Below are 19528 nucleotides of genomic sequence, written 5' to 3' on the forward strand. Positions count from 1 at the left end.
TCCAAGGTTGCCTGCTATCTGGGGACGGTTACCACCGCCCGCCAGTGCCGTTTCCCAACTCCCTAAGTTACTTACAGCCAGCTGTCGGTGAGCTTCGTCGCCACTTCGATGTCGTTGAGGAAGTCCACTTCGCCCCAGCCGAGGCCCTCGATCGAGACGGTGCCGACCTGCATCGTCGGGGCGATCCAGTCGATCACTTTCAGATACCAGTGCTGGACGCCCTCGGGCGTGCGCATGACCTTGCGGACGGTTTCGCGGAACAGGTCCACGCCCTCGCCCCGGAAGGCGAGAAAGCCGATCGATTCGGCGTTGGACTGTGCGGCGGTCAGCGTCTTGCCGATGTGGACGAGGCGGCCATCGGCCTGGCGTTCCACTTTCATGTCGTCGCTGTCGTAGCCGTCGGCCTTCACGTCCACGGTGACGGTGATCGGCCAGGGCTTGCCGTCCGGCGCCAGCGCGCCTTCCTGCACTTTGGCGACGATCTCTTCCGATACCAGCGTGTCGCCGTTCAGGATCACGAAGTCGCCCTGCATGCGGTGGCGCACGATCCAGCACGAACCGAGGTTGTCGGCCACCTTGAAGAATGGGTTGTAGAAGGTCTTGATCTCGACGCCGGGGATCTCGATCGCGGCGAGATGCTCGTCGAGCATGTCGGTCATGAAGCCGGTGACGATGTCGATCCGCTTGAAGCCGCCGCGCGCCAGCATCTCGATCTGCCATGCGATCAGCGATTTGCCGGAGAAGTCGATCATGCACTTGGGCCGCTCGGCGGTGAGCGGAAGCAGGCGCGAGCCCTGCCCAGCACTGAGGAGAATGGCGTGTTCGATCATAAACGGATGCCTCGGCAGAGAACCTTGCGCCACAGCGCCGGTGCTCGGGGAAAATCGGGTGATATGTTGCAGCCCTCTAACGCTTGATGTTCCGTGAGGAAAGGCCGGGGCGGTGTACCGAAGCAGGTCAACGGGCGATCAGGAGGCAAAAGGCGCGGCTTGCCTCTGCCGGTTCGCTCGTCCACATGCCGGGTCATGACTGCCACTCGCGAAGCCGACGCGGAATCGACTCCGCTGCGCCGGATCCTCAAGAACACCGCATGGCTGCTGGGCGGCAAGGGCTTTGGTGCCGTGTGCGGGCTTGCCTATCTGGCGATCCTGACGCGCACGCTGGGGCTCAAGGACTTCGGGCACTTCTCGCTGATCTTCGGCACCGCGCAGGCGCTGATCGCCATCGCGGGATTCCAGACCTGGCGCGTGGTGGTGCGCTACGGCAGCGATCACGTCCATAACAGGGACTGGGGGCGCTTCGGGCGGCTGGCGATGCTGTGCGGCATGCTGGACCTTGTCGGCGCGGTGATCGGCTGCGGCATCGCGGCCATCGTGATCTACGGCTTTTCGCGGCAGCTCTCGCTCAACCCCGAATATATCGACACGGCATTCTGGTTCAGCTGCGCCTCGCTCTGGGCGCTGGTGTCGGCGCCGACCGGCATCGTGCGCGCGCTCGACCGGTTCGACCGTTCGGTCTACGTCGAGGCGGTCGTGCCGGTGGGGCGCCTGCTGGCCGCGCTGGTGATCTGGGCGAGTGGCCCTTCGGTGCAGCGCTACCTGCTGGCCTGGGCGGTGATCGATCTGATCGAGGCGGCGCTGTACTGGATTACGGCCAGACGGCTGTGCCCCGAGGCGATCAACCTTGCCAACCTGTGGCGCTGGCGTGAGGCGCTGCGCGAGAATGATCGGGTGGGGCATTTCTTCTTCGTGACCTTTTGGGGCTCGACCGTCGATGCCCTGACCCGCAACGGGCCGTTGCTGGCGGTCGGTGCCTTCGTCTCGACCAAGGCGGCGGGTCTCTATCGTCTGGCCTCGCAGATTTCGCAGGCGTTGAGCAAGCTCTCCAGCCTGCTGACGCGCACCGTCTATTCCGAAGTCGCACGGGTTCACGCAGGTGCCGATCTTCGCCAGTTCCGCCGCCTTGCCTTGCAGACCAGCCTCTATGCGGGGCTCGCAGGCCTTGTCGTCGTCGGCGTCGCGCTGGCAGCGGGGCGCTCGCTCCTCGAACTGATCGCGGGCGAGGCGTTCGAGGGCGGCGCGGCAATTCTCGTGCCGCTGACGCTAGCCTCCAGCTTCGATCTGGCGAGTGTGGTGTTCGAACCTGTGCTCCACTCGACCGGCAATGCGCGCCTTTCGCTGACCGCACGGGTGATCGCGCTGGGTGCGCTGGGCGTTGGACTCTACCTGTTCCTGCCGATGGGCGCGGTGGGGGCGGCCTGGGCCGTGGCTCTGGCCGGGTTCGTCTCGTACCTCGCGATGGGCGTGATGGCGTGGAATACGCTGCGGGGGATGGCGCGGCGAGCGATACCGGCTTCGGCGGACTGACACGCGGCTGCGCGGCCCCCTCGACAGTCGGCCTTTGAGGGGTATCATGCCCGGCATGAACGCCCCCGTCACCGATCTCGCCTCTCCCTCGCTGCTCGCCGACGCACAGGCGCTGGCGCCCGACATCGTGGCGCTGCGCCGCGCGATCCATGCCGAACCCGAACTGGGGCTCCACACGCCCAGGACGCGTGACAAGGTGCGCGAGGCGCTGGCCGATCTGCCGCTCGAATGGGTCGAAGGCCCCTCGACCACAGGCCTCGTTGCCACGCTGAAGGGCCATGCCGGTGACGGCCCCTGTGTGCTGCTGCGCGGCGATATGGACGCGCTGGCGATGCCCGAGGAAACCGGGCTGGACTTCGCCTCGACCCTGCCGGGCAAGATGCACGCCTGCGGGCACGATGCCCACACGGCCATGCTGGCGGGCGCGGCGCGCGTGCTGTGCGGTCGCGCCGATACGCTGGCGGGCGAGGTCCGCTTCATGTTCCAGCCGGGCGAGGAAGGCTATCACGGCGCGCGCTTCATGCTGGAGGATGGACTGCTGGGTGGGGAGGGCACGGACCGCGCGCTGCCCGATGCCGCTTTCGCCTTCCACGTCATGCCCAACGCGCCGCACGGCTCGATCTCCGGACGTGCCGGGCCGCTGATGGCAGCGGCGGACGAGATCGGTATCGAGGTGTTGGGCGCGGGCGGCCATGCCTCTACGCCCCATCTCACGCAGGACCCGGTGCCGGTGGCCTGCGAGATCGTCGCCGCGATCCAGACGATGGTGGCGCGGCGCTATCCGGTGTTCGATCCCGTGGTGGTGACGATCGCCAGGATCGAGGCGGGCAGCGCGCATAACGTCATTCCCGACAGTGCAAAGCTGGTCGGCACCATGCGCACGCTCTCGCCTGCCAATCGTGCGCGGCTCAAGGCCGAGCTTCCCAGACTGGCGGAGGGGATCGCCGCCGCGCACGGCCTGAGCGCGAAAGTCATCATCAAGGATGGCTTCCCGGTCACGATGTGCGATGCGCGCGCGGTCGATTTCGCCCAAGGGCTGGCGGGCACGATGTTCGGTGCGGACTGCTTCCGTCGCCTGCCCGATTCGATCATGTGGGCGGAAGACTTCTCCTATGTGCTGGAGAAAGTCCCCGGCGCGATGTTCTTCCTCGGCGTGGCGAAAGAGGATGCGGACTGGAGCGCGGCCAGCGGCATCCATTCCACCCGCATGATGGTGGACGAGACCGTGCTGCCCCGTGGCTCGGCATTCCTGGCAGGCCTCGCCGAAACGTTCCTCGCCAACGGCGGGTTCTGATGGCAGATCAGGCCTTCACGTCGTCCCATTCGGGATGGCGTTTGAACATCGCGGCCACATAAGAACACATCGGCGCGATGCGGAAATGGTTCTCGCGCGCGTCGGCCACCAGCGCCTCGACCAGTCTGGCCGCCACGCCGCGCCCGCCGATCTCGGTCGGGACCAGCGTGTGATCGGCGTAGTGAACGCCCTCGCGCTCGGTCCAGGTGAGCAGGCCGAGGGCATCGCTGTCGGCCACATGGGCGCGGTATTCGCCGCCGCCGGGCTTTTCGTGCTTGGTGATCGTCACGCCGACCATGGGCAGGATCCTTGATTTTGTTGCTGCAATACCGTGCTGCACTGCAACCGGACGCTTGACGGCGCCGCAGCACTGCCTAACCCATATGGCCATGCAGTTCCTTTCCGACAACGCCGCGCGAGTTCATCCCAAGGTCTGGGAGGCGATGCTGGCCGCCGACGCGCCGCAGCCGCCTTACGATAACGATGCCTTGAGCCGCGAGTTCGATGCACGCTTCTCGGCGCTGTTCGGGCGCGAATGCGCGGCGATCTGGGTGGCGAGCGGGACGGCGGCCAACTGCATCGCGCTGTCGACCATGGTTGCACCGCATGGCGGGGTGGTCTGTCATGCCGACGCGCATATCGAGAACGACGAAGGCGGTGCGCCGGGCTTCTATCTTCACGGGGCCAAGCTGCTGCTGGGTGGTGGTGAAAACGCCAAGCTGACACCCGATTCGGTGCGCGCGGTGATCGGTGCGATCAATCCCAGCGTCCACCAGGTCCAACCCCACGCGATCTCGATCACGCAGGCGAGCGAGGCCGGCTGCGTCTACACCCCCGCCGAACTCGCCGCGCTGACCGGTCTGGCTCGTGAACGCGGCCTCAAGTTCCATGTCGATGGCGCACGCTTCGCCAATGCCGTCGCCTCGTTGGGCGTTTCACCCGCCGAGACGGTGGGCGATGCCGATGCGCTGAGCTTCGGTTTCGTCAAGAACGGCGGGTTCTGTTCCGAAGCGATCGTGTTCTTCGACACCGGGCTTGTCGAAGTCGCCCGCTATCGCCGCAAGCGCGCAGGGCATCTGCAATCGAAAGGTCGGTTCCTTGCCGCGCAGATCCTGGCGATGCTCGACAACGATCTGTGGCTCGACAACGCCCGCGCGTCGAACGCCGCGGCAGCGGAAATTGCCGTCTCGGCGAGCGGGCGTCTGGTCAATCCGGTCGAGGCGAACGAGGTGTTCCTGCGTCTCGATGCCGATGAGCGGGCGATCTTACGCGGACAGGGCTTCTCGTTCTATGACTGGGACGAGATGACCGCCCGGATCGTGACCGCGTGGGACACCGTTCCCGAACATGCGACGGCGCTCGCGCGCGCCATCGCTGCGCTCTAGGGGGCTTGCGATAATGCGCGAGGAGGGGGCCTCGCTGCTGCGGCCACAGGTGGCGCTGCCGTTCCTGCTGGTCTGCATGATCTGGGGATCGACCTGGTGGGTCATCACCGGGCAACTGGGGCAGGTGCCTTCGGCGTGGTCGGTGACGTATCGCTTCGCGATGGCGACGCCTGCGATGTTTGCAGTGGCGCTGATCATGCGCAAGTCGCTGTCGCTCGGCATGGCCGGGCACCGGCTGGCGCTGATGATGGGCGCGCTGCAGTTCTGCGGGAACTACAACTTCGTCTATCTGGCAGAGGAGCATCTGACCTCGGGCATCGTCGCGGTGATGATCTCGCTGATGCTGGTGCCCAATGCGGTGCTGGCGCGGCTGTGGCTGGGGCAACCCGTGACGAGGCGCTTCCTGCAAGGCAGCGCCATCGCCATCGCCGGGATCGCGCTGCTGCTGATCCACGAGGCGCGCGATGCGCCGATGGGGGGCGGCGTGATCTCGGGCATCGTCTTCGCGGTGATCGCGATGCTCTGCGCCTCGTTCGCCAACGTGATGCAGGCGAACGAGACCGGGCGCTCGCTGCCGATGGTCAGCCTGCTGGCCTGGGCGATGCTCTATGGCACGTTGATCGACGCGGTGCTGGCGTCCGTGACGGTCGGTGCGCCGGTAATCCCGCAAGGCTCAACCTTCTGGTGGGGGACAGCCTACCTTGCCTTTGCAGGCTCGGTCGTGACCTTCCCGCTCTATTACACGCTGGTGCGCCAGTTGGGGCCGGGCCGTGCGGCCTATAACGGTGTGGCGGTCGTCGTCGTCGCCATGCTGATCTCGACGGTGTTCGAGGGCTATCGCTGGACGCTGCTCGCCGGGCTTGGCGCCGCGCTGGCGACGGTCGGGCTGGTCGTGGCGCTCAGCGCGCGCAGGCCTGCCGCGAAATCGGGATAGCGCGGCCGCCAGCCGAGCACGCGCCGGGCCTTGCCGTTGGCGACGCGGCGGTTCTCGGCATAGAACGCTTGCGCCATGAGAGACAGGTCAGCCTCCTGCAGTGACAGCATCGGCGGCGGCGCGATGCCGAGCAATCGGCAGGCTTCCTCGACCACGCGGTTCTGCGGGCAGGGCGCATCGTCGGCGAGGTTGTACGCCCCTGAAGGCGCGGCAAACCCGGCCACGACGCCGCATGCGATATCATCGACATGGACCCGGCTGAACACCTGATCGGGCAGATCGATGCGATGCACGCGGCCTTGCGCTGCCCGCTCCAGCATGTTGCGTTCCGGGCCATAGATGCCCGGCAGGCGGTAGACCCGCGCGCCCAGCGCCAGCCATGCCGCATCCGCCTCGCTACGGGCAGAGCGCCGCCCGCCGCCCGTGGGCGCGCTTTCGTCCACCCAGGCGCCGCCGGTGTCGCCGTAGACGCCGGTGGAGGAGAGGTAGCTCAGCGCCTTGCCCGCCAGCGCCGCGCCGTAGCGCTCCAGCACCGGATCGAGCGGTTCGCCCCGTCCCTCGCGTCCTGGTGGCACAGAAGAAAGCACATGGTCCGCATCTGCCAGCGCCAGCCGCACACTGCCTTCGTCATCGAAGGAAAGCGTACCTTCTCGCCCTGTCGAGACCACTTCCCACCCTTGCGCGGTCGCATCGCGAGCGATCCGCGTGGCGGTATAGCCGAGGCCGAAGATGAACAGGCGGGGGCGTGGAGAGGGTACAGGCATGACGTCGCCCATGTCCCCGCAGGCGAGCCCTTCCGTCAAGTCACGACTGGCAATCGTGTGGCGATGGCCTAAGTACGAGGCATGGATATCGCCAGCAGACCCTCGCAGCCCGAAGATACTCAGGTCGCGGACGCCGCTCCGCCGCCGCAGACCCCGGCCGTGATCCGGCGCGAGGACTATCAGCCGCCCGCGTGGCTGGTGCCCGAGATCGCGCTCGATTTCGCGCTGGGCCTCGATGCGACGAGGGTCATCGCGAAGCTTTCGGTCCAGCGCAACCCCGCTGGAAACGGCACCTCGACGCTGCGCCTCAACGGCGACCAGATCGTGCCGGTGGCCGTCTCCGTCGATGGCGAGGCGGTGAACGACTGGCGCCTCGATGGCGATGATCTGCTCGTCGAGCTGAGCGGCGATGCCCATGAAATCACCGTGGAAACCGCGCTCAATCCGGCGGCGAACAGCCAGCTGATGGGGCTCTATGCCTCGAACGGGATGCTCTGCACCCAGTGCGAGGCGGAGGGCTTCCGCCGCATCACCTTCTTCCCCGATCGCCCCGACGTGCTCTCCACCTATACGGTGCGGATGAGCGGCGACAAGGCGACGTTCCCGATCCTGCTGGCCAACGGCAACTGCACCGCCAGCGGCGAGGGCGAGGACGGTATGCACTGGGCCGAGTGGCACGATCCCTGGCCCAAGCCGAGCTACCTTTTCGCGCTGGTGGCGGGCGACCTGATCGCCAACCACACGACGTTCCAGACGATGGGCGGGCGCACGGTGGACCTTAACGTCTGGGTCCGTCCCGGCGATGAGGGACGCACCGACCATGCCCTCGAATCGCTGGTCAACTCCCTGAAATGGGACGAGGAAACCTTTGGTCGCGAGTACGATCTCGACCTGTTCAACATCGTTGCCGTGTCGGATTTCAACATGGGCGCGATGGAGAACAAAGGCCTCAACGTCTTCAACACGCGCTATGTTCTGGCCGATCCGGACACTGCGACCGATAGCGACTACGATGCCGTCGAAGGCGTGATCGGGCACGAATACTTCCACAACTGGTCGGGTAACCGCGTGACCTGTCGCGACTGGTTCCAGCTTTCGCTGAAGGAGGGCTTCACCGTCCTGCGCGACCAGCTGTTCAGCGCCGACATGGGCAGCGAGGCGGTCAAGCGGATCGAGGATGTGCGCATCCTGCGCAGTGCCCAGTTCCCCGAGGATTCCGGCCCGCTCGCCCATCCGATTCGCCCCGATTCCTATCAGGAAATCAGCAACTTCTACACCGCGACCGTCTATAACAAGGGCGCTGAGGTGATCCGCATGATGCGCACCATGGCGGGCGCAGAGCGGTTCCGCAAAGGCACCGATCTCTACTTCGATCGGCACGACGGCGAGGCTGCGACCTGCGAGGATTTTGTCAAGGCGATCGAGGATGGTGCCGGGCTGGACCTGACGCAGTTCCGCCTGTGGTATTCGCAGGCCGGCACGCCGCAGGTGCGGGTTGAACAGGTGCAGAACGGGACAGAGACGGTCCTGAAGCTGACACAGACGGTGCCGGCGACGCCCGGCCAGCCCGAAAAGCAGCCGATGCCGATCCCGCTGCGCGTCGCCCTGTTCGACCGCGCGACCGGCACCCATTCGGGCGAGCAGCTGATCGTGCTGACCAAGGCCGAGGACAGCTTCGCGTTTTCCGGTTTCGAGGCGGCGCCGGTCGTCTCGATCAACCGCGGTTACTCGGCGCCCGTCGCCATCGAGATGGATCGTGATCCGGCGGACCTCGTGTTCCTTGCCGCGCACGATGACGATCCTTTCGCGCGTTATGAAGCGATGCAGAGCCTTGTCGTCCGCCACCTTGTGGCCGCCGTCGATGGGGCACTGTCCGACGACGCGCGCGAAGCCGGGCAACAGGCGATCGGTGCGGCCTTCGCGGCGGTACTCGCCGATGAGGTGCTTGACGATCTGATGCGTGGCGAGCTGATGATCCTGCCTTCGGTCGCCTATCTGGCCGAGCAGATCCTCGTCAGCGATCCGTCGGCGATCCATGCCGAGCGCGAGGCGCTGAAGGTGTGGCTGGGCCGGACCTGCGCCGAGGCGCTCGCCGCGATGCACGATCGTGCCAGCGCCGTACCCTATTCTCGCGATGCGGCGGCGCGCGGCGCGCGCAAGGTGAAAACGCAGGCGCTGGTCTATCTCGCGGCAGGTCAGCCGCAGGAAACGGCATCGCGCGCCATGGCGCAGTACCGCGCGGCAGACAACATGACCGACCGTCAGGGCGCGCTGATGGTGCTCGCGGGGCTCGATGCACCCGAGCGCGAGGAGGCGCTGGCCGATTTCTATGCGCGCTATGCCGACAATGCGCTGGTGGTGGACAAGTGGTTCTCGCTTCAGGCCGGATCGCTGCATCCGCGGGTGCTTGAGCATGTCCGCGAACTGGCGAAGCATCCCGCCTTCACCATGGGCAATCCGAACCGCGTGCGCGCGCTCTACATGGCGCTGGCGGTCAATCCCGGCGCTTTCCACGATGCCAGCGGCGAGGGCTATCGCACCATCGGCGACCTGATCCGCCGCCTCGATCCGGTGAACCCGCAGACGGCAGCGCGCTTCGTGCCCGCGCTGGGGCGCTGGCGCCGGATCGAGCCGGTCCGCGCCGCGCTGATGCGCGAGGAGCTGGAAAAGATCGTCGCGCAGGCGGGCCTGTCGCGCGATGTCTTTGAGCAGGCGAGCAAGAGCCTTGGCTGAGACCTCTTCCGCCATGAACGACATCGACGTGTCCGGCCCGGTGCTGGTCTTTCAGGCGCCGTGCCTTGAAGGTGTGCCGCATGGCTTCCTCGGGCGCCGGGGCGGGGTGAGCAGTGGTGAGATCGCCGGGCTCAACTGCGGCCTCGGAGCTAACGATGATCCGGCGCTGGTGGCCGAAAACCGCGACCGGGCGGTGATGGCCGTGGCGCCCTGGGCGCGGCTGCTGGGCGTCTACCAGATCCATTCCGCGGACTGCGTGATGGTGGGCGACAAGCCGTGGAACGAAGTGCAGCGCCCCAAGGCCGACGCGCTGGTGGTCGATCGTCCCGGTATCGTGCTGGGTATCCTGACCGCCGATTGTGCCCCGGTACTGTTCGCCGACCGCGAGGCAGGCGTCGTCGGGGCGGCCCATGCCGGATGGAAAGGCGCCTTCGCCGGGATCACCGATTCGACCATCGCAGCAATGGAAGCGCGCGGGGCAAAGCGTGAGCGGATCGTTGCCGCCGTGGGCCCATGCATCGCGCAGGCCTCCTACGAGGTCGACAGCGGTTTCCGCGACCAATTCCTGCGCCGCGATCCTGCCACCGAAACGTTCTTCGTGGCCGGGCGCGAGGCGCACTATCAGTTTGATCTCGAAGGTTTTGTTGCATCGCAACTAAAACGCGCCGGGATTGCACGGGTGGAAGGCCTGGGGCTGGATACTTATGCCGATCCCCAGGCATTCTACTCGTATCGCCGCGCCACACATCTTGGTGAGGCCGACTATGGCCGCCAGATCTCGCTGATCGCCCTGCCGCAGGACTGACCGAGTTTACCGTGCCAACTGGTGCCTCCGAACTCGAATATTTGGGGGCAAAAAGCCGGTTGGCACTTTAGTCTTTCCCGTATAACCATAGGGCCAAGGTCTCCTCGGCTGATCGCACGAATGTGCGGTCAGGTGAAAGGAAGACCAAGATTTTTGGGAGCAACCGGGCTATCGGGTCGTCATTGGCCCCAAGGCTCGGCTGTGTTCCGGGAGTGGGCTGTCTGGAACAGGACAAGGCAACCATGGCAGAACAGGGCGGCGTGCGGCGGCGCGATTTCCTCAACGTGGCAGCGGTCAGCGCGGCCGGTGTCGGAGGGCTGAGCCTGCTGGTGCCCTTGGTTGGCCAGATGTCCGCCTCTGCCGATGTGCGCGCCGCCTCTTCCACCGAAGTCGATATTTCCGCGATCAAGCCGGGGCAGGCGATCAAGGCGGTGTTCCGCAAGCAGCCGGTCTTCGTGCGCAATCTGACCCCGCACGAGATCCAGATGGCCAATGCGGTGCCGCTCTCGTCGCTTCGCGATCCCGAGACGCTGGCGCAGCGCACCAAGCCCGGACACACCAACTGGCTGATCACCATGGGCGTGTGCACGCACCTGGGCTGCGTGCCGCTGGGGGCGGGCGAGGGCGAGCCGCGCGGCGAGTTCGGCGGCTATTTCTGCCCGTGCCACGGCTCCAGCTACGATACCGCCGCGCGCATTCGCAAAGGTCCGGCGCCGCTCAACCTGCAGGTGCCGGACTATCAGTTCGCTTCGGCGCATGTGGTGAAGATCGGCTGAGGGTGGGGAAGGTGAAGGACATGAGGAGCAGGCTGCCATGAGCTTTCCCTGGGCCAAGCACTACGAACCCAAGCACCCCGCGATGAAGTGGCTGGACGAGCGCCTGCCGCTGCCGCGCCTTGTCTACAATGCGGTGGGCGGTGGCTATCCGGTGCCGCGCAACCTCAACTACTGGTGGAACTTCGGCTTTCTGGCGGGCCTGTGCCTGATGATCCAGATCGTGACCGGCGTGGTCATGGCGATGCACTATGCCGCCAATACGCAGGTCGCGTTCGACAGCGTCGAGATGACGGTGCGCGACGTGAATTGGGGCTGGGCGTTCCGCTATGCCCACGCCAACGGCGCCTCGGCGTTCTTCGTGGTGATGTATATCCATATCTTCCGGGGCTTCTTCTACGGATCGTACAAGGCCCCGCGCGAGATGGTGTGGCTGCTGGGCGTGGTCATCTTCCTGCTGACGATGGCGACGGCGTTCATGGGCTATGTCCTGCCCTGGGGGCAGATGAGCTACTGGGGCGCCAAGGTTATCACCGGGCTGTTTTCCGCGATACCGCTGGTCGGCGATCCGCTGCAGCAGTGGCTGCTGGGCGGCTATGCGCCGGACAACGCCGCGCTCAACCGCTTCTTCTCGCTGCATTATCTGCTGCCCTTCGTGATCGTGGGCGTGGTGATCCTGCATATCTGGGCGCTGCATATTCCCGGCTCGTCGAACCCCACCGGGGTTGAGGTGAAGCAGGAGAGCGACACGGTGCCGTTCTACCCGTTCTACATCGCCAAGGACGGCTGGGCGATCGGCGTCTTCGCGATCATCTTTTCGGTCTTCGTGTTCTTCGCGCCCAACATGCTCGGCCACCCGGACAACTACATTCCGGCCAACCCGATGAGCACGCCTGCGCACATCGTGCCCGAATGGTACTTCTGGCCGTTCTACGCGATCCTGCGCGCCTTCACCTCGAACTTCTTCTTCATTCCCGCCAAGCTGATGGGCGTGCTGGCGATGTTCAGCGCGATCCTCGTCTGGTTCTTCCTGCCCTGGCTGGACCGCTCGCCGGTGCGCTCGGGCAAGTATCGCCCGGTGTTCAAGTGGTTCTTCGCGGTGCTGGTGGTGGACGTGCTGGTGCTGGGCTGGTGCGGCGGTGCCCCTGCGGCAGAGCCCTATGTGATGATCAGCCAGCTGGCGGCGATCTACTACTTCGCGCACTTTCTGATCGTGCTGCCGCTGGTCTCGCTGCTGGAGCGCCCCGATCCGCTGCCGTTCTCGATCACTGAATCGGTGCTGGGCAAGGATCATGAGGTGCCGCCGGTTTTGCCGCCGGCCCCACCGCCTGCTTCAGCGGGCGAGGAGGCAACGGCATGATCCGCCTCGTTTCGATCCTCGTCGGGCTGTTCTTTGCCGCAGGGCTCGGCTGGTCGTTCTACAACGGGGCGATGACTGCCATCGAAGACCCGGCGGCGCAGACGGTGGAGCAAGCCTATCACCGTGAGCCGAAGGAGATTCATTTCGCCAGCGACGGGCCGCTGGGACGGTTCGACAACCAGCAGCTCCAGCGCGGCTTTCAGGTCTATCGCGAGGTTTGCTCGGCCTGCCATTCGCTCAGCCATGTGGCGTTCCGCGACCTTTCGCAGATCGGCTATTCCGAGGCCGAGGTGAAGGCCATCGCGGCGGGCATGCAGGTTCCCGGCATCGATCCGGTGACCGGCGAGGCGAACATGCGCCCCGGCACGCCGACCGACTACTTCCCCAAGCCCTTCGCCAACGATGTGGCGGCGCGCGCGGCGAACAACAACGCGATCCCGCCCGACCTCTCGCTGATCGTCAAGGCGCGCGAGGGCGGGGCGGCCTATGTCCACTCGCTGCTCACCGGCTTCCGCGCCCAGCCTGCCTCGCTGCTGCGCCGCTTCCCCGATGCGAAGACGCCGCAGGGCCTGCACTACAATCCCTATTTCGCGAACCTCAACCTCGCGATGGCGCCGCCGCTGGTGGCCGACGGGCAGGTGCAGTACGGGCCGGGCAATCCGAAACCGACGGTGGACCAGATGGCCACCGACGTCGCCGCCTTTCTGATCTGGACGGCGGAGCCCAAGATGGACAAGCGCAAGCAGACCGGCTGGGTCGTGCTCGGCTTCCTGCTGTTCGCCACCAGCATGGGCTATCTTTCATACCGCCAGATCTGGTCCGGCACGAAGCACTAGGGCCTATCGACATTCAGCCCTGACGGCTTGCAAATCGCGCTTTCCCGAGCTTCCGGTGCTCACGTACAGGAAGTACGCTGCGCTCCGGGTCTCGAAAAATCACCATTTTCGGCTCGCCATCATCTGAATGTCGATAGGCCCTAAGGGGAGGGCGTCTCGGCCTGCCGATAACGCCTTGACCCTCGCCGGAGCGGGGGCCATCCGGCCCGCATGACCCAGACTGACATGACCCTCAATCCTATGACTCCCAGTGGCATGACGGAAGCGGATCTCAAGGCGCTCATCCGCACGATCCCGGACTTCCCCAAGCCCGGCATCCTGTTCCGCGACGTGACCACGCTGATCGGCGACGGTCCCGGCTTTGCTGCCGCCGTGGCCGCGATGGCCGAGCTTGCACGCGCGGCCGGTGCGGAGGCGATTGCCGGGATCGAGGCGCGTGGCTTCATCTTTGGTGCGGCAATGGCTGCGACAATGGGCCTGCCCTTCATTCCCGTGCGCAAGCCCGGCAAGCTGCCCGTGGCGGTGCTCGCCATCGACTATGCGCTGGAATACGGGACCGATACGCTGGAAGTCGATCCGGGTGCCGTGGGCGAAGGACGCCGCGTGGTGCTGGTCGACGATCTGCTGGCCACGGGCGGCACCGCGATGGCTGCGGCGGAACTGCTGCGCCGCGCGGGCGGGGTCGTGGAAGAGGCGCTGTTTGCGGTCGAACTGCCCGAACTCGGCGGTCGCGCGCGACTGGCAGGGACGAATATCGCCTGCCGTACGCTGATGACGTTCGACGGGCACTGACCGGCGGGCTTGTAAACGGGGGGCGTGCAAAACTGCCTCCCGGTGCGCAAAGCGGATTGACTACGCGCCTGCTCCCGTGGCAAGCGCTGCTTCCCGATATGCAGGCGACAGCCTCCATGCGGCATGAGCGGGTATAGCTTAGTGGTAAAGCTCCAGCCTTCCAAGCTGGCTATGCGGGTTCGATTCCCGCTACCCGCTCCAGCCGTCCTTCCAAAATCACTCTGAAAATGGTATAAAACCCGCAGAAAACCTGGACTTTGGTGTCTTGGTTCGTCCGGGTATGACCACCTAAATCCACCCCCATCCGCCCCATATGGGGGCCAAACGGGGGCATGGCATTTTCCGGGCGATTAGTGTGGCCCCCAAGCGGGGGCCACGCCGCGGAAAAGGCAACGAATCATGGCACTTACCGATATCGCTATCCGGAACGCCAAGCCACGGGCCAAGCCATACAAGATGGGAGATGCACTGGGCCTGTTTCTGCTTGTCCAGCCGACCGGCGGCAAGCTTTGGCGCTTCAAATACAGGATTCATGGCAAGGAGCGTAAGCTCGCTCTTGGCATCTATCCGGAGACCGGGCTCGCCGACGCAAGGCGCAAGCGCGATGAAGCGCGCGACGTCGTCGCCTCCGGCAAGGATCCTTCGATCGAGAAGCGCCGCGCCAAGGTACGTGCGCGCTACCAAGCCGAGATGACCTTCTCCGCGCTGGCAGCCGAGTACTGCGAGAAGCGCAGGAGCGATGGCGCGGGCGGGTGGGCGCCGAGCACCGCGACACGGTGCGAATACCTTCTGTCACTGCTCAAGGGTTCGATCGGAGGAATGCCCATCACCGATATCGAGCCGGTGGACGTTCTGGCGGCCGTGCGCAGGATCGAGACCAAGGGCAAACTGGAAAGCGCGCGCCGGACAATGCAGCTGGCCGGGTCAGTGTTTCGCTATGCCGTTGCCACCGCGAGACTGACATCCGATCCCACGCGCGACCTGCGCGGGGCCCTGACGACGCCGACGGTCACGCATTACGGTGCAATCATCGAACCTGACCGCGTCGGCGAATTGCTGAGGGCCATAGACGGCTACGATGGTCAGCCGATCTCGAAACTGGCGATGCAGTTGGCTCCGCATGTCTTCGTCCGCCCCGGTGAATTGCGGCATGCGGATTGGGGCGAGTTCGACCTCGAAGGCAGGCTGTGGACGATCCCTGCTGTGAAGACGAAGATGCGCAAGGACCATCTCGTCCCCTTGTCGACGCAGGCCGTGGCGATCCTTAGCGACGCAAAGGCGATCACCGGCCCCAAAGGGTTCGTGTTCCCATCTATCCGCAGCCGTACCCGACCGATGAGCGACAATACGATCAATGCCGGATTGCGACGGCTCGGCTACACCGGTGACGAGATGACCGCCCACGGTTTTCGCGCCATGGCTTCCACATTGCTGAACGAAAGCGGCAAGTGGCATCCCGATGCGATCGAGCGAGCGTTAGCTCATGGTGACAGCGACAAGGTGCGTGCCGCCTATCACCGCGGAGCGCACTGGAATGAGCGCGTGGAAATGGCGCAATGGTGGAGCGATCACCTCGACGAATTGCGCCAAGGGGCCGAAGTGCTCCGACCGATGTTTCGGCAGGCGCGGGGATGAGCTGGGTGCGCTATGCCTACGCCGCAGAAAGTGGATCAGCCCAGGCTTTCAATCGCCGCAGCTGTAGAGGGTGGCCTCGTTGTCGCGATCATCGATGACTAGCGACCACCTTGAAAATGCGGCCCACGCGGTAGGTGGCGAACAAGCCATTCCAGAGGCGAGACTGAAGGTCAGACTGCCGTGCCTATTATCCGTTGCTTGCATGAAAACTTCCTGACCCACGACAGCAATCAGCGGCGGTCGGAATGTCGTCGTGAACCGGTTGCCTGCAAGAGATGTCCGGTCGATCTTGATGGAAACGGGGGGCAGTGCGACGACAGGCTCGTAATTGTCGGCTTCCGAAAAGAATATCCCGTGCCGGTCTGGGCGGTCGAACACGACGTCCCATTTTTGAGGCTCACGTTGGTCGTCGGCGCGGCCGACGCGGAAGCATAACCGCGTCCCACCATCGCCGTTGCTTCGCAGGTAAAAGAGTCCTGGTTTGATATCATCTGGTGCCACGACACCCGATATTCCGCGCAGTTCCATGTGTAGCTCCCCTTACCGGCTTTGCAGTGGGAGGATGAACATCTCCCACAGATATTCGGCGGCGCCTTCGAACGTAAGCTTGGGCTCGGACCGCCTGCCCATGCTCATCATCGGACGCAGGAAGCACGACTGATCGTCGGCATCGACGGTGATGCTCTCGTTGCAGCTGTTGCTGTCGGTGGTCTCTCCGTGGAGAAAATTGATCCCCCGACCCAGCATACCGCCCATGAAGATCGTGCATCGGGTGACGGCCTTACCTTCGCGATACACCGTGCCGAAGAAACGGTTTGCATCGCCCCTGCGAAAAGCGCCCTCGATCCCGGGATTGCGTGCTGCGATTTCCGTCAGCGAGTTTTCGAAGAACGAGGCGACATAGTCGAATGCCTCGTGCAGGAATGCGTCCTTGTCACGATCGGTGAAGCGCTTCGCCAGGGCAAGATTGCTGGAGCGTGGGGGCGCGGCGCTTGCCACTGCTGCCGCGCCTGGTGATGTAAGCCGGGCAGAAGATCGTGCGGGCATGCTCTTGGTCTCGATCGGACCGAGCTTTTCGACCGCAGCCCGCACTGACCGGACGACGTCCAGAAACGCTTCGTCCCGGTCCGGCCATTGCGTGACGGGGCGGCCATCGGTCGGCGTTGCCATCAGCTTTCCGAACGGGGCCCCGTGCCAATCGCAGGGACGCAGAATGACGGGGATGACGATTGCTTGTCCGGCTTGATGCCGTTCCATCGCTCGCTTCATTTCGACCTCGTAGCAGTAGTCGGACGCGAGGAAGTCCGGGCTGACCAGCAGGAGGATGACGTCGTCATTCTCCACATGCGTGCTGATGGCATGGTCCAGGTTCTCGCCGGCGGTGATCCGGCGATCGTGCCATGTCTCGATCACGCCTTGGCGCTTGAGCATAGAGAGTTGCGTCTGAAGCTGGTCGCGCAGCGCTTCGTCTTTGTGAGAATAGGAAAAGAACAGCGTAGCCAAAATGTTGCTCCTCCGAATGCCCCCGACATAGCGTTCCATGTCTGTTCCGACAAGTTGGTCGGCCGTGAAGTTGTGGGAAGGGACAGTTGAACGATGTGCTGCCCCGCGCTGCTGGCGCGGTCGCGCTCTATCTCCGCTTTGCTCCGACCGAGCCTCCTGCGGCGTCTCGTCCCATGCGGGCTACGATCGCTGGCAGGCGCCGGCCCGCTGCGCGATCCTGATGCGGACAGCGCGCTTACGCGCGCAGGCGTTGCTTTTTGACCTGCCGGGCAGGCGGTGTGGGCGTCACTCACCTCTAGGCCCGCCGCGGCGGCGCGCAACCTGGGCTCTCGCCCAGGTCCTCCACTTCGTTTCGGCCTTTCAGGTGCGCCCCGCCTCTGACGGCGGGCCTGCCGGATCGCTCCTGTCGCCCACCCCGCCCTCCGGCCGGTCAACGCGCGCGATGAGAAGGAGTGAAGGATCATGGAACTCAAGCACATCGACATTACCCGTCTGTCGGTTTCCAGCCTCAACATGCGGGGTACGAGGAAGACCTGCGACATCGCCAATATCCTGCCCTCGGTCCGGGCGCGGGGCGTGCTGGTGCCGCTTATCGTTCGCGAGATGATTGGGGCTGGCAGTGCAGTGTTCGAGGCCGGTTTGGCGACCGGCGAGCATGCTCCGACCTACGAGATTCTGGCAGGCAAGCGCAGGTTCCATGCGGCGCTGGCCGTGGTCGAAGAAGGCGGCGGCATCGAAGACCTGCCCTGCGCGGTGATCGAGCCCGGCGACGATGCGGCGGCGCTGGAAGCCTCGCTGATTGAGAACATCGCCCGGCTCGATCCCGACGAGATGACACGCTGCGAAACCTTCACCCGGTTGGTGCGCGAGGGACGCGACGTGGACGGCATTGCCCTGACCTTCGGCCTGACGGCCCTGCAGGTGAAGCGCACGCTGGCGCTGGGCAACCTGATCCCGCGTCTGCGCAATCTCTATCGGGCAGACGGCATCGATGCGGTGTCGCTTCGGCACCTGACCATGGCGTCCAAGGCGAAGCAGAAGGAGTGGCTGGCGCTCCATGATGACGAGCGGGCAACGGCGCCAACGGGGGCGTGGCTCAAGGCATGGCTGTTCGGCGGCGCATCGATCCCGGTCGGCGCGGCGCTGTTCGATCCGGCCGATTACAAGATTGAAATCATCGCCGATTTGTTCGGAAACGAGGCCTATTTTGCCTCTTCGGAGGCCTTTTGGGGCCTTCAGATGCCTGAAGTGGAAAATCGGGCCGAGGCGCTACGTGATGCCGGATGGGGTGAAGTGGTCGTCATGCCCAAGGGCGAGACGTTCCATTCGTGGGAGTACGCTGCGTGTTCCAAGGCCAAGGGCGGCAGGGTCTATGTTGCTATCGGCCATCGCGGTGATGTCACCTTTCACGAAGGCTATGTTACCGCCAGGGAGGCCCGGCAGCTGGAGCGCGGCGAGACGCTGGAGAAGGCGGTGCGGCCCGAAGTGACGAGCACCCTCAATGCCTATATCGACCTGCACCGCCATGCCGCCGTGCGGGCCAAGCTGGTGGAAGATACCAGCCTGTCGCTGCGGGTAATGGTGGCCCATGCCATCATCGGTTCTGGGCTGTGGACGGTGCGGATCGAACCGCAGAAGGCGCCGAGCGATGCGGTGGGCGAGAGCGTCGAGGGCTGCCTGTCGGAAAGCCTGTTCGATGCGCGGCGGCGCAAGGCGCTGGCCCTGTTCGGACTGGATGCCGAGACGGCGACCGTGACCGGCAGCGATGCCGATGGGCAGGGCATCTGTGGCCTGGTTCGGCAGCTGATCGCGCTGGACGATGCCGATGTCATGCGCGTCCTCGCCGTGGTCATGGGCGAAACCCTCGATGTGGGCACTGGCCTGATCGAACTCCTCGGCCAGCACATGGGTGTTGCCATGGCCGATGTCTGGCAGGCCGACGATGCCCTGCTCGACGCCGTGCGCGACCGCGAAGTCATGGGTGATCTACTGGCCGACGTGGCGGGCGATAGCGTTGCTGCCGAGAACGCCAAGGCAACCACCAAGGTGCAGCGGGGCATCATCCGCGACTGCCTGACCGGGACCAACGGCAGGCCCAAGCGCGAGAGCTGGGTGCCGCGCTGGATGGCTTTCCCGGCCGGTGCCTACACCAAGAGGAGCGGGGTCGGCAGCGCCGAGCGGGCGGCACGGATCGCAGCTGCCGAGGAGCCTGTGGCAGAAACGGAAGATGCGGACGCCGAAGGCGACGAAGCCGAAGCGAACGTGGACGCGGACACCGATCACGCCTTGCCCGAGGCGGCATGACGAGGGATAGGGCCGGTCCCAAGTGGGACCGGCCTGCCACTTTG

At 65.2% G+C, this 19528-nt stretch carries 17 protein-coding genes and 1 tRNA gene; 13 read left to right on the forward strand and 5 right to left on the reverse strand.

The window, feature by feature from the left end; all coding sequences use genetic code 11:
- Nucleotides 1-71: 71 nt before the first annotated feature.
- The gene (locus tag AC3EC3_RS09935) at nt 72-830 is read right to left on the reverse strand and encodes a phosphocholine cytidylyltransferase family protein (protein WP_488489457.1); all 759 of its coding nucleotides are present in this window, start codon (nt 828-830) and stop codon (nt 72-74) included.
- 195 nt (nt 831-1025) lie between these two features.
- On the opposite strand from AC3EC3_RS09935, the gene AC3EC3_RS09940 reads away from it, so the two are divergent.
- Both AC3EC3_RS09940 and AC3EC3_RS09945 read left to right on the forward strand, forming a co-directional pair.
- Nucleotides 1026-2366, forward strand: coding sequence for a lipopolysaccharide biosynthesis protein (locus AC3EC3_RS09940; protein ID WP_488489458.1), 1341 nt, complete (start codon nt 1026-1028; stop codon nt 2364-2366).
- Nucleotides 2367-2421: 55 nt separating this feature from the next.
- Complete coding sequence (locus AC3EC3_RS09945) at nt 2422-3660, forward strand: M20 metallopeptidase family protein (protein WP_488489459.1); 1239 nt, start codon at nt 2422-2424, stop codon at nt 3658-3660.
- Nucleotides 3661-3667: 7 nt separating this feature from the next.
- Here AC3EC3_RS09945 and AC3EC3_RS09950 read toward each other — a convergent pair whose 3' ends face one another.
- Nucleotides 3668-3958: a GNAT family N-acetyltransferase gene (locus AC3EC3_RS09950; RefSeq protein WP_488489460.1), complete on the reverse strand. Its 291-nt coding sequence runs from the start codon at nt 3956-3958 to the stop codon at nt 3668-3670.
- A gap of 91 nt (nt 3959-4049) precedes the next feature.
- Between AC3EC3_RS09950 and AC3EC3_RS09955 the strand changes: the two genes are divergently transcribed.
- Nucleotides 4050-5045, forward strand: coding sequence for a threonine aldolase family protein (locus AC3EC3_RS09955; protein WP_488489461.1), 996 nt, complete (start codon nt 4050-4052; stop codon nt 5043-5045).
- Between the two features lie 13 nt (nt 5046-5058).
- Nucleotides 5059-5979 carry a DMT family transporter gene (locus tag AC3EC3_RS09960; protein ID WP_488489462.1) on the forward strand — a complete coding sequence of 307 codons (921 nt, stop codon included), beginning with the start codon at nt 5059-5061 and terminating at the stop codon, nt 5977-5979.
- Here AC3EC3_RS09960 and AC3EC3_RS09965 read toward each other — a convergent pair.
- Entirely contained in the window at nt 5880-6755 is an 876-nt protein-coding gene (locus AC3EC3_RS09965; protein WP_488489463.1) for a Rossmann-fold NAD(P)-binding domain-containing protein, read from the reverse strand. The two genes, AC3EC3_RS09960 and AC3EC3_RS09965, sit on opposite strands and share 100 nt — an antisense overlap.
- Before the next feature lie 69 nt (nt 6756-6824).
- On the opposite strand from AC3EC3_RS09965, the gene pepN reads away from it, so the two are divergent.
- From pepN to AC3EC3_RS10005, 8 genes are all read left to right on the forward strand, one after another.
- A complete protein-coding gene (gene pepN / locus AC3EC3_RS09970; protein WP_488489464.1) occupies nt 6825-9476 on the forward strand; it encodes an aminopeptidase N in 2652 nt (883 codons plus the stop codon).
- Between the two features lie 13 nt (nt 9477-9489).
- Nucleotides 9490-10281 carry a peptidoglycan editing factor PgeF gene (pgeF, locus tag AC3EC3_RS09975; protein ID WP_488489465.1) on the forward strand — a complete coding sequence of 264 codons (792 nt, stop codon included), beginning with the start codon at nt 9490-9492 and terminating at the stop codon, nt 10279-10281.
- Between the two features lie 242 nt (nt 10282-10523).
- Nucleotides 10524-11057 carry a ubiquinol-cytochrome c reductase iron-sulfur subunit gene (gene petA / locus AC3EC3_RS09980; protein WP_260925627.1) on the forward strand — a complete coding sequence of 178 codons (534 nt, stop codon included), beginning with the start codon at nt 10524-10526 and terminating at the stop codon, nt 11055-11057.
- A 37-nt stretch (nt 11058-11094) separates the two neighbouring features.
- On the forward strand, nt 11095-12414 hold the full coding sequence (locus AC3EC3_RS09985) for a cytochrome b (RefSeq protein WP_488489466.1): 1320 nt from the start codon (nt 11095-11097) through the stop codon (nt 12412-12414).
- Nucleotides 12411-13250: a cytochrome c1 gene (locus AC3EC3_RS09990; RefSeq protein ID WP_488489467.1), complete on the forward strand. Its 840-nt coding sequence runs from the start codon at nt 12411-12413 to the stop codon at nt 13248-13250. The genes AC3EC3_RS09985 and AC3EC3_RS09990 overlap by 4 nt, the downstream gene beginning before the upstream one ends.
- Before the next feature lie 255 nt (nt 13251-13505).
- Complete coding sequence (locus tag AC3EC3_RS09995; RefSeq protein ID WP_488489840.1) at nt 13506-14042, forward strand: adenine phosphoribosyltransferase; 537 nt, start codon at nt 13506-13508, stop codon at nt 14040-14042.
- Nucleotides 14043-14169: 127 nt separating this feature from the next.
- Nucleotides 14170-14243 (forward strand) — tRNA-Gly (locus tag AC3EC3_RS10000).
- A gap of 198 nt (nt 14244-14441) precedes the next feature.
- On the forward strand, nt 14442-15677 hold the full coding sequence (locus tag AC3EC3_RS10005) for a tyrosine-type recombinase/integrase (RefSeq protein WP_488489468.1): 1236 nt from the start codon (nt 14442-14444) through the stop codon (nt 15675-15677).
- A 48-nt stretch (nt 15678-15725) separates the two neighbouring features.
- On the opposite strand, the gene AC3EC3_RS10010 is transcribed toward AC3EC3_RS10005, so the two are convergent.
- Both AC3EC3_RS10010 and AC3EC3_RS10015 read right to left on the reverse strand, forming a co-directional pair.
- Nucleotides 15726-16205 (reverse strand): hypothetical protein, encoded by a 480-nt coding sequence (locus AC3EC3_RS10010; RefSeq protein ID WP_488489469.1) that lies wholly within the window; start codon nt 16203-16205, stop codon nt 15726-15728.
- Between the two features lie 12 nt (nt 16206-16217).
- On the reverse strand, nt 16218-17180 hold the full coding sequence (locus tag AC3EC3_RS10015) for a toll/interleukin-1 receptor domain-containing protein (RefSeq protein ID WP_488489470.1): 963 nt from the start codon (nt 17178-17180) through the stop codon (nt 16218-16220).
- A gap of 462 nt (nt 17181-17642) precedes the next feature.
- On the opposite strand from AC3EC3_RS10015, the gene AC3EC3_RS10020 reads away from it, so the two are divergent.
- On the forward strand, nt 17643-19484 hold the full coding sequence (locus tag AC3EC3_RS10020) for a ParB/RepB/Spo0J family partition protein (protein WP_488489471.1): 1842 nt from the start codon (nt 17643-17645) through the stop codon (nt 19482-19484).
- The last annotated feature ends 44 nt before the right edge of the window (nt 19485-19528 follow it).

It is taken from the genome of Novosphingobium sp. BAM6 (assembly GCF_057784955.1).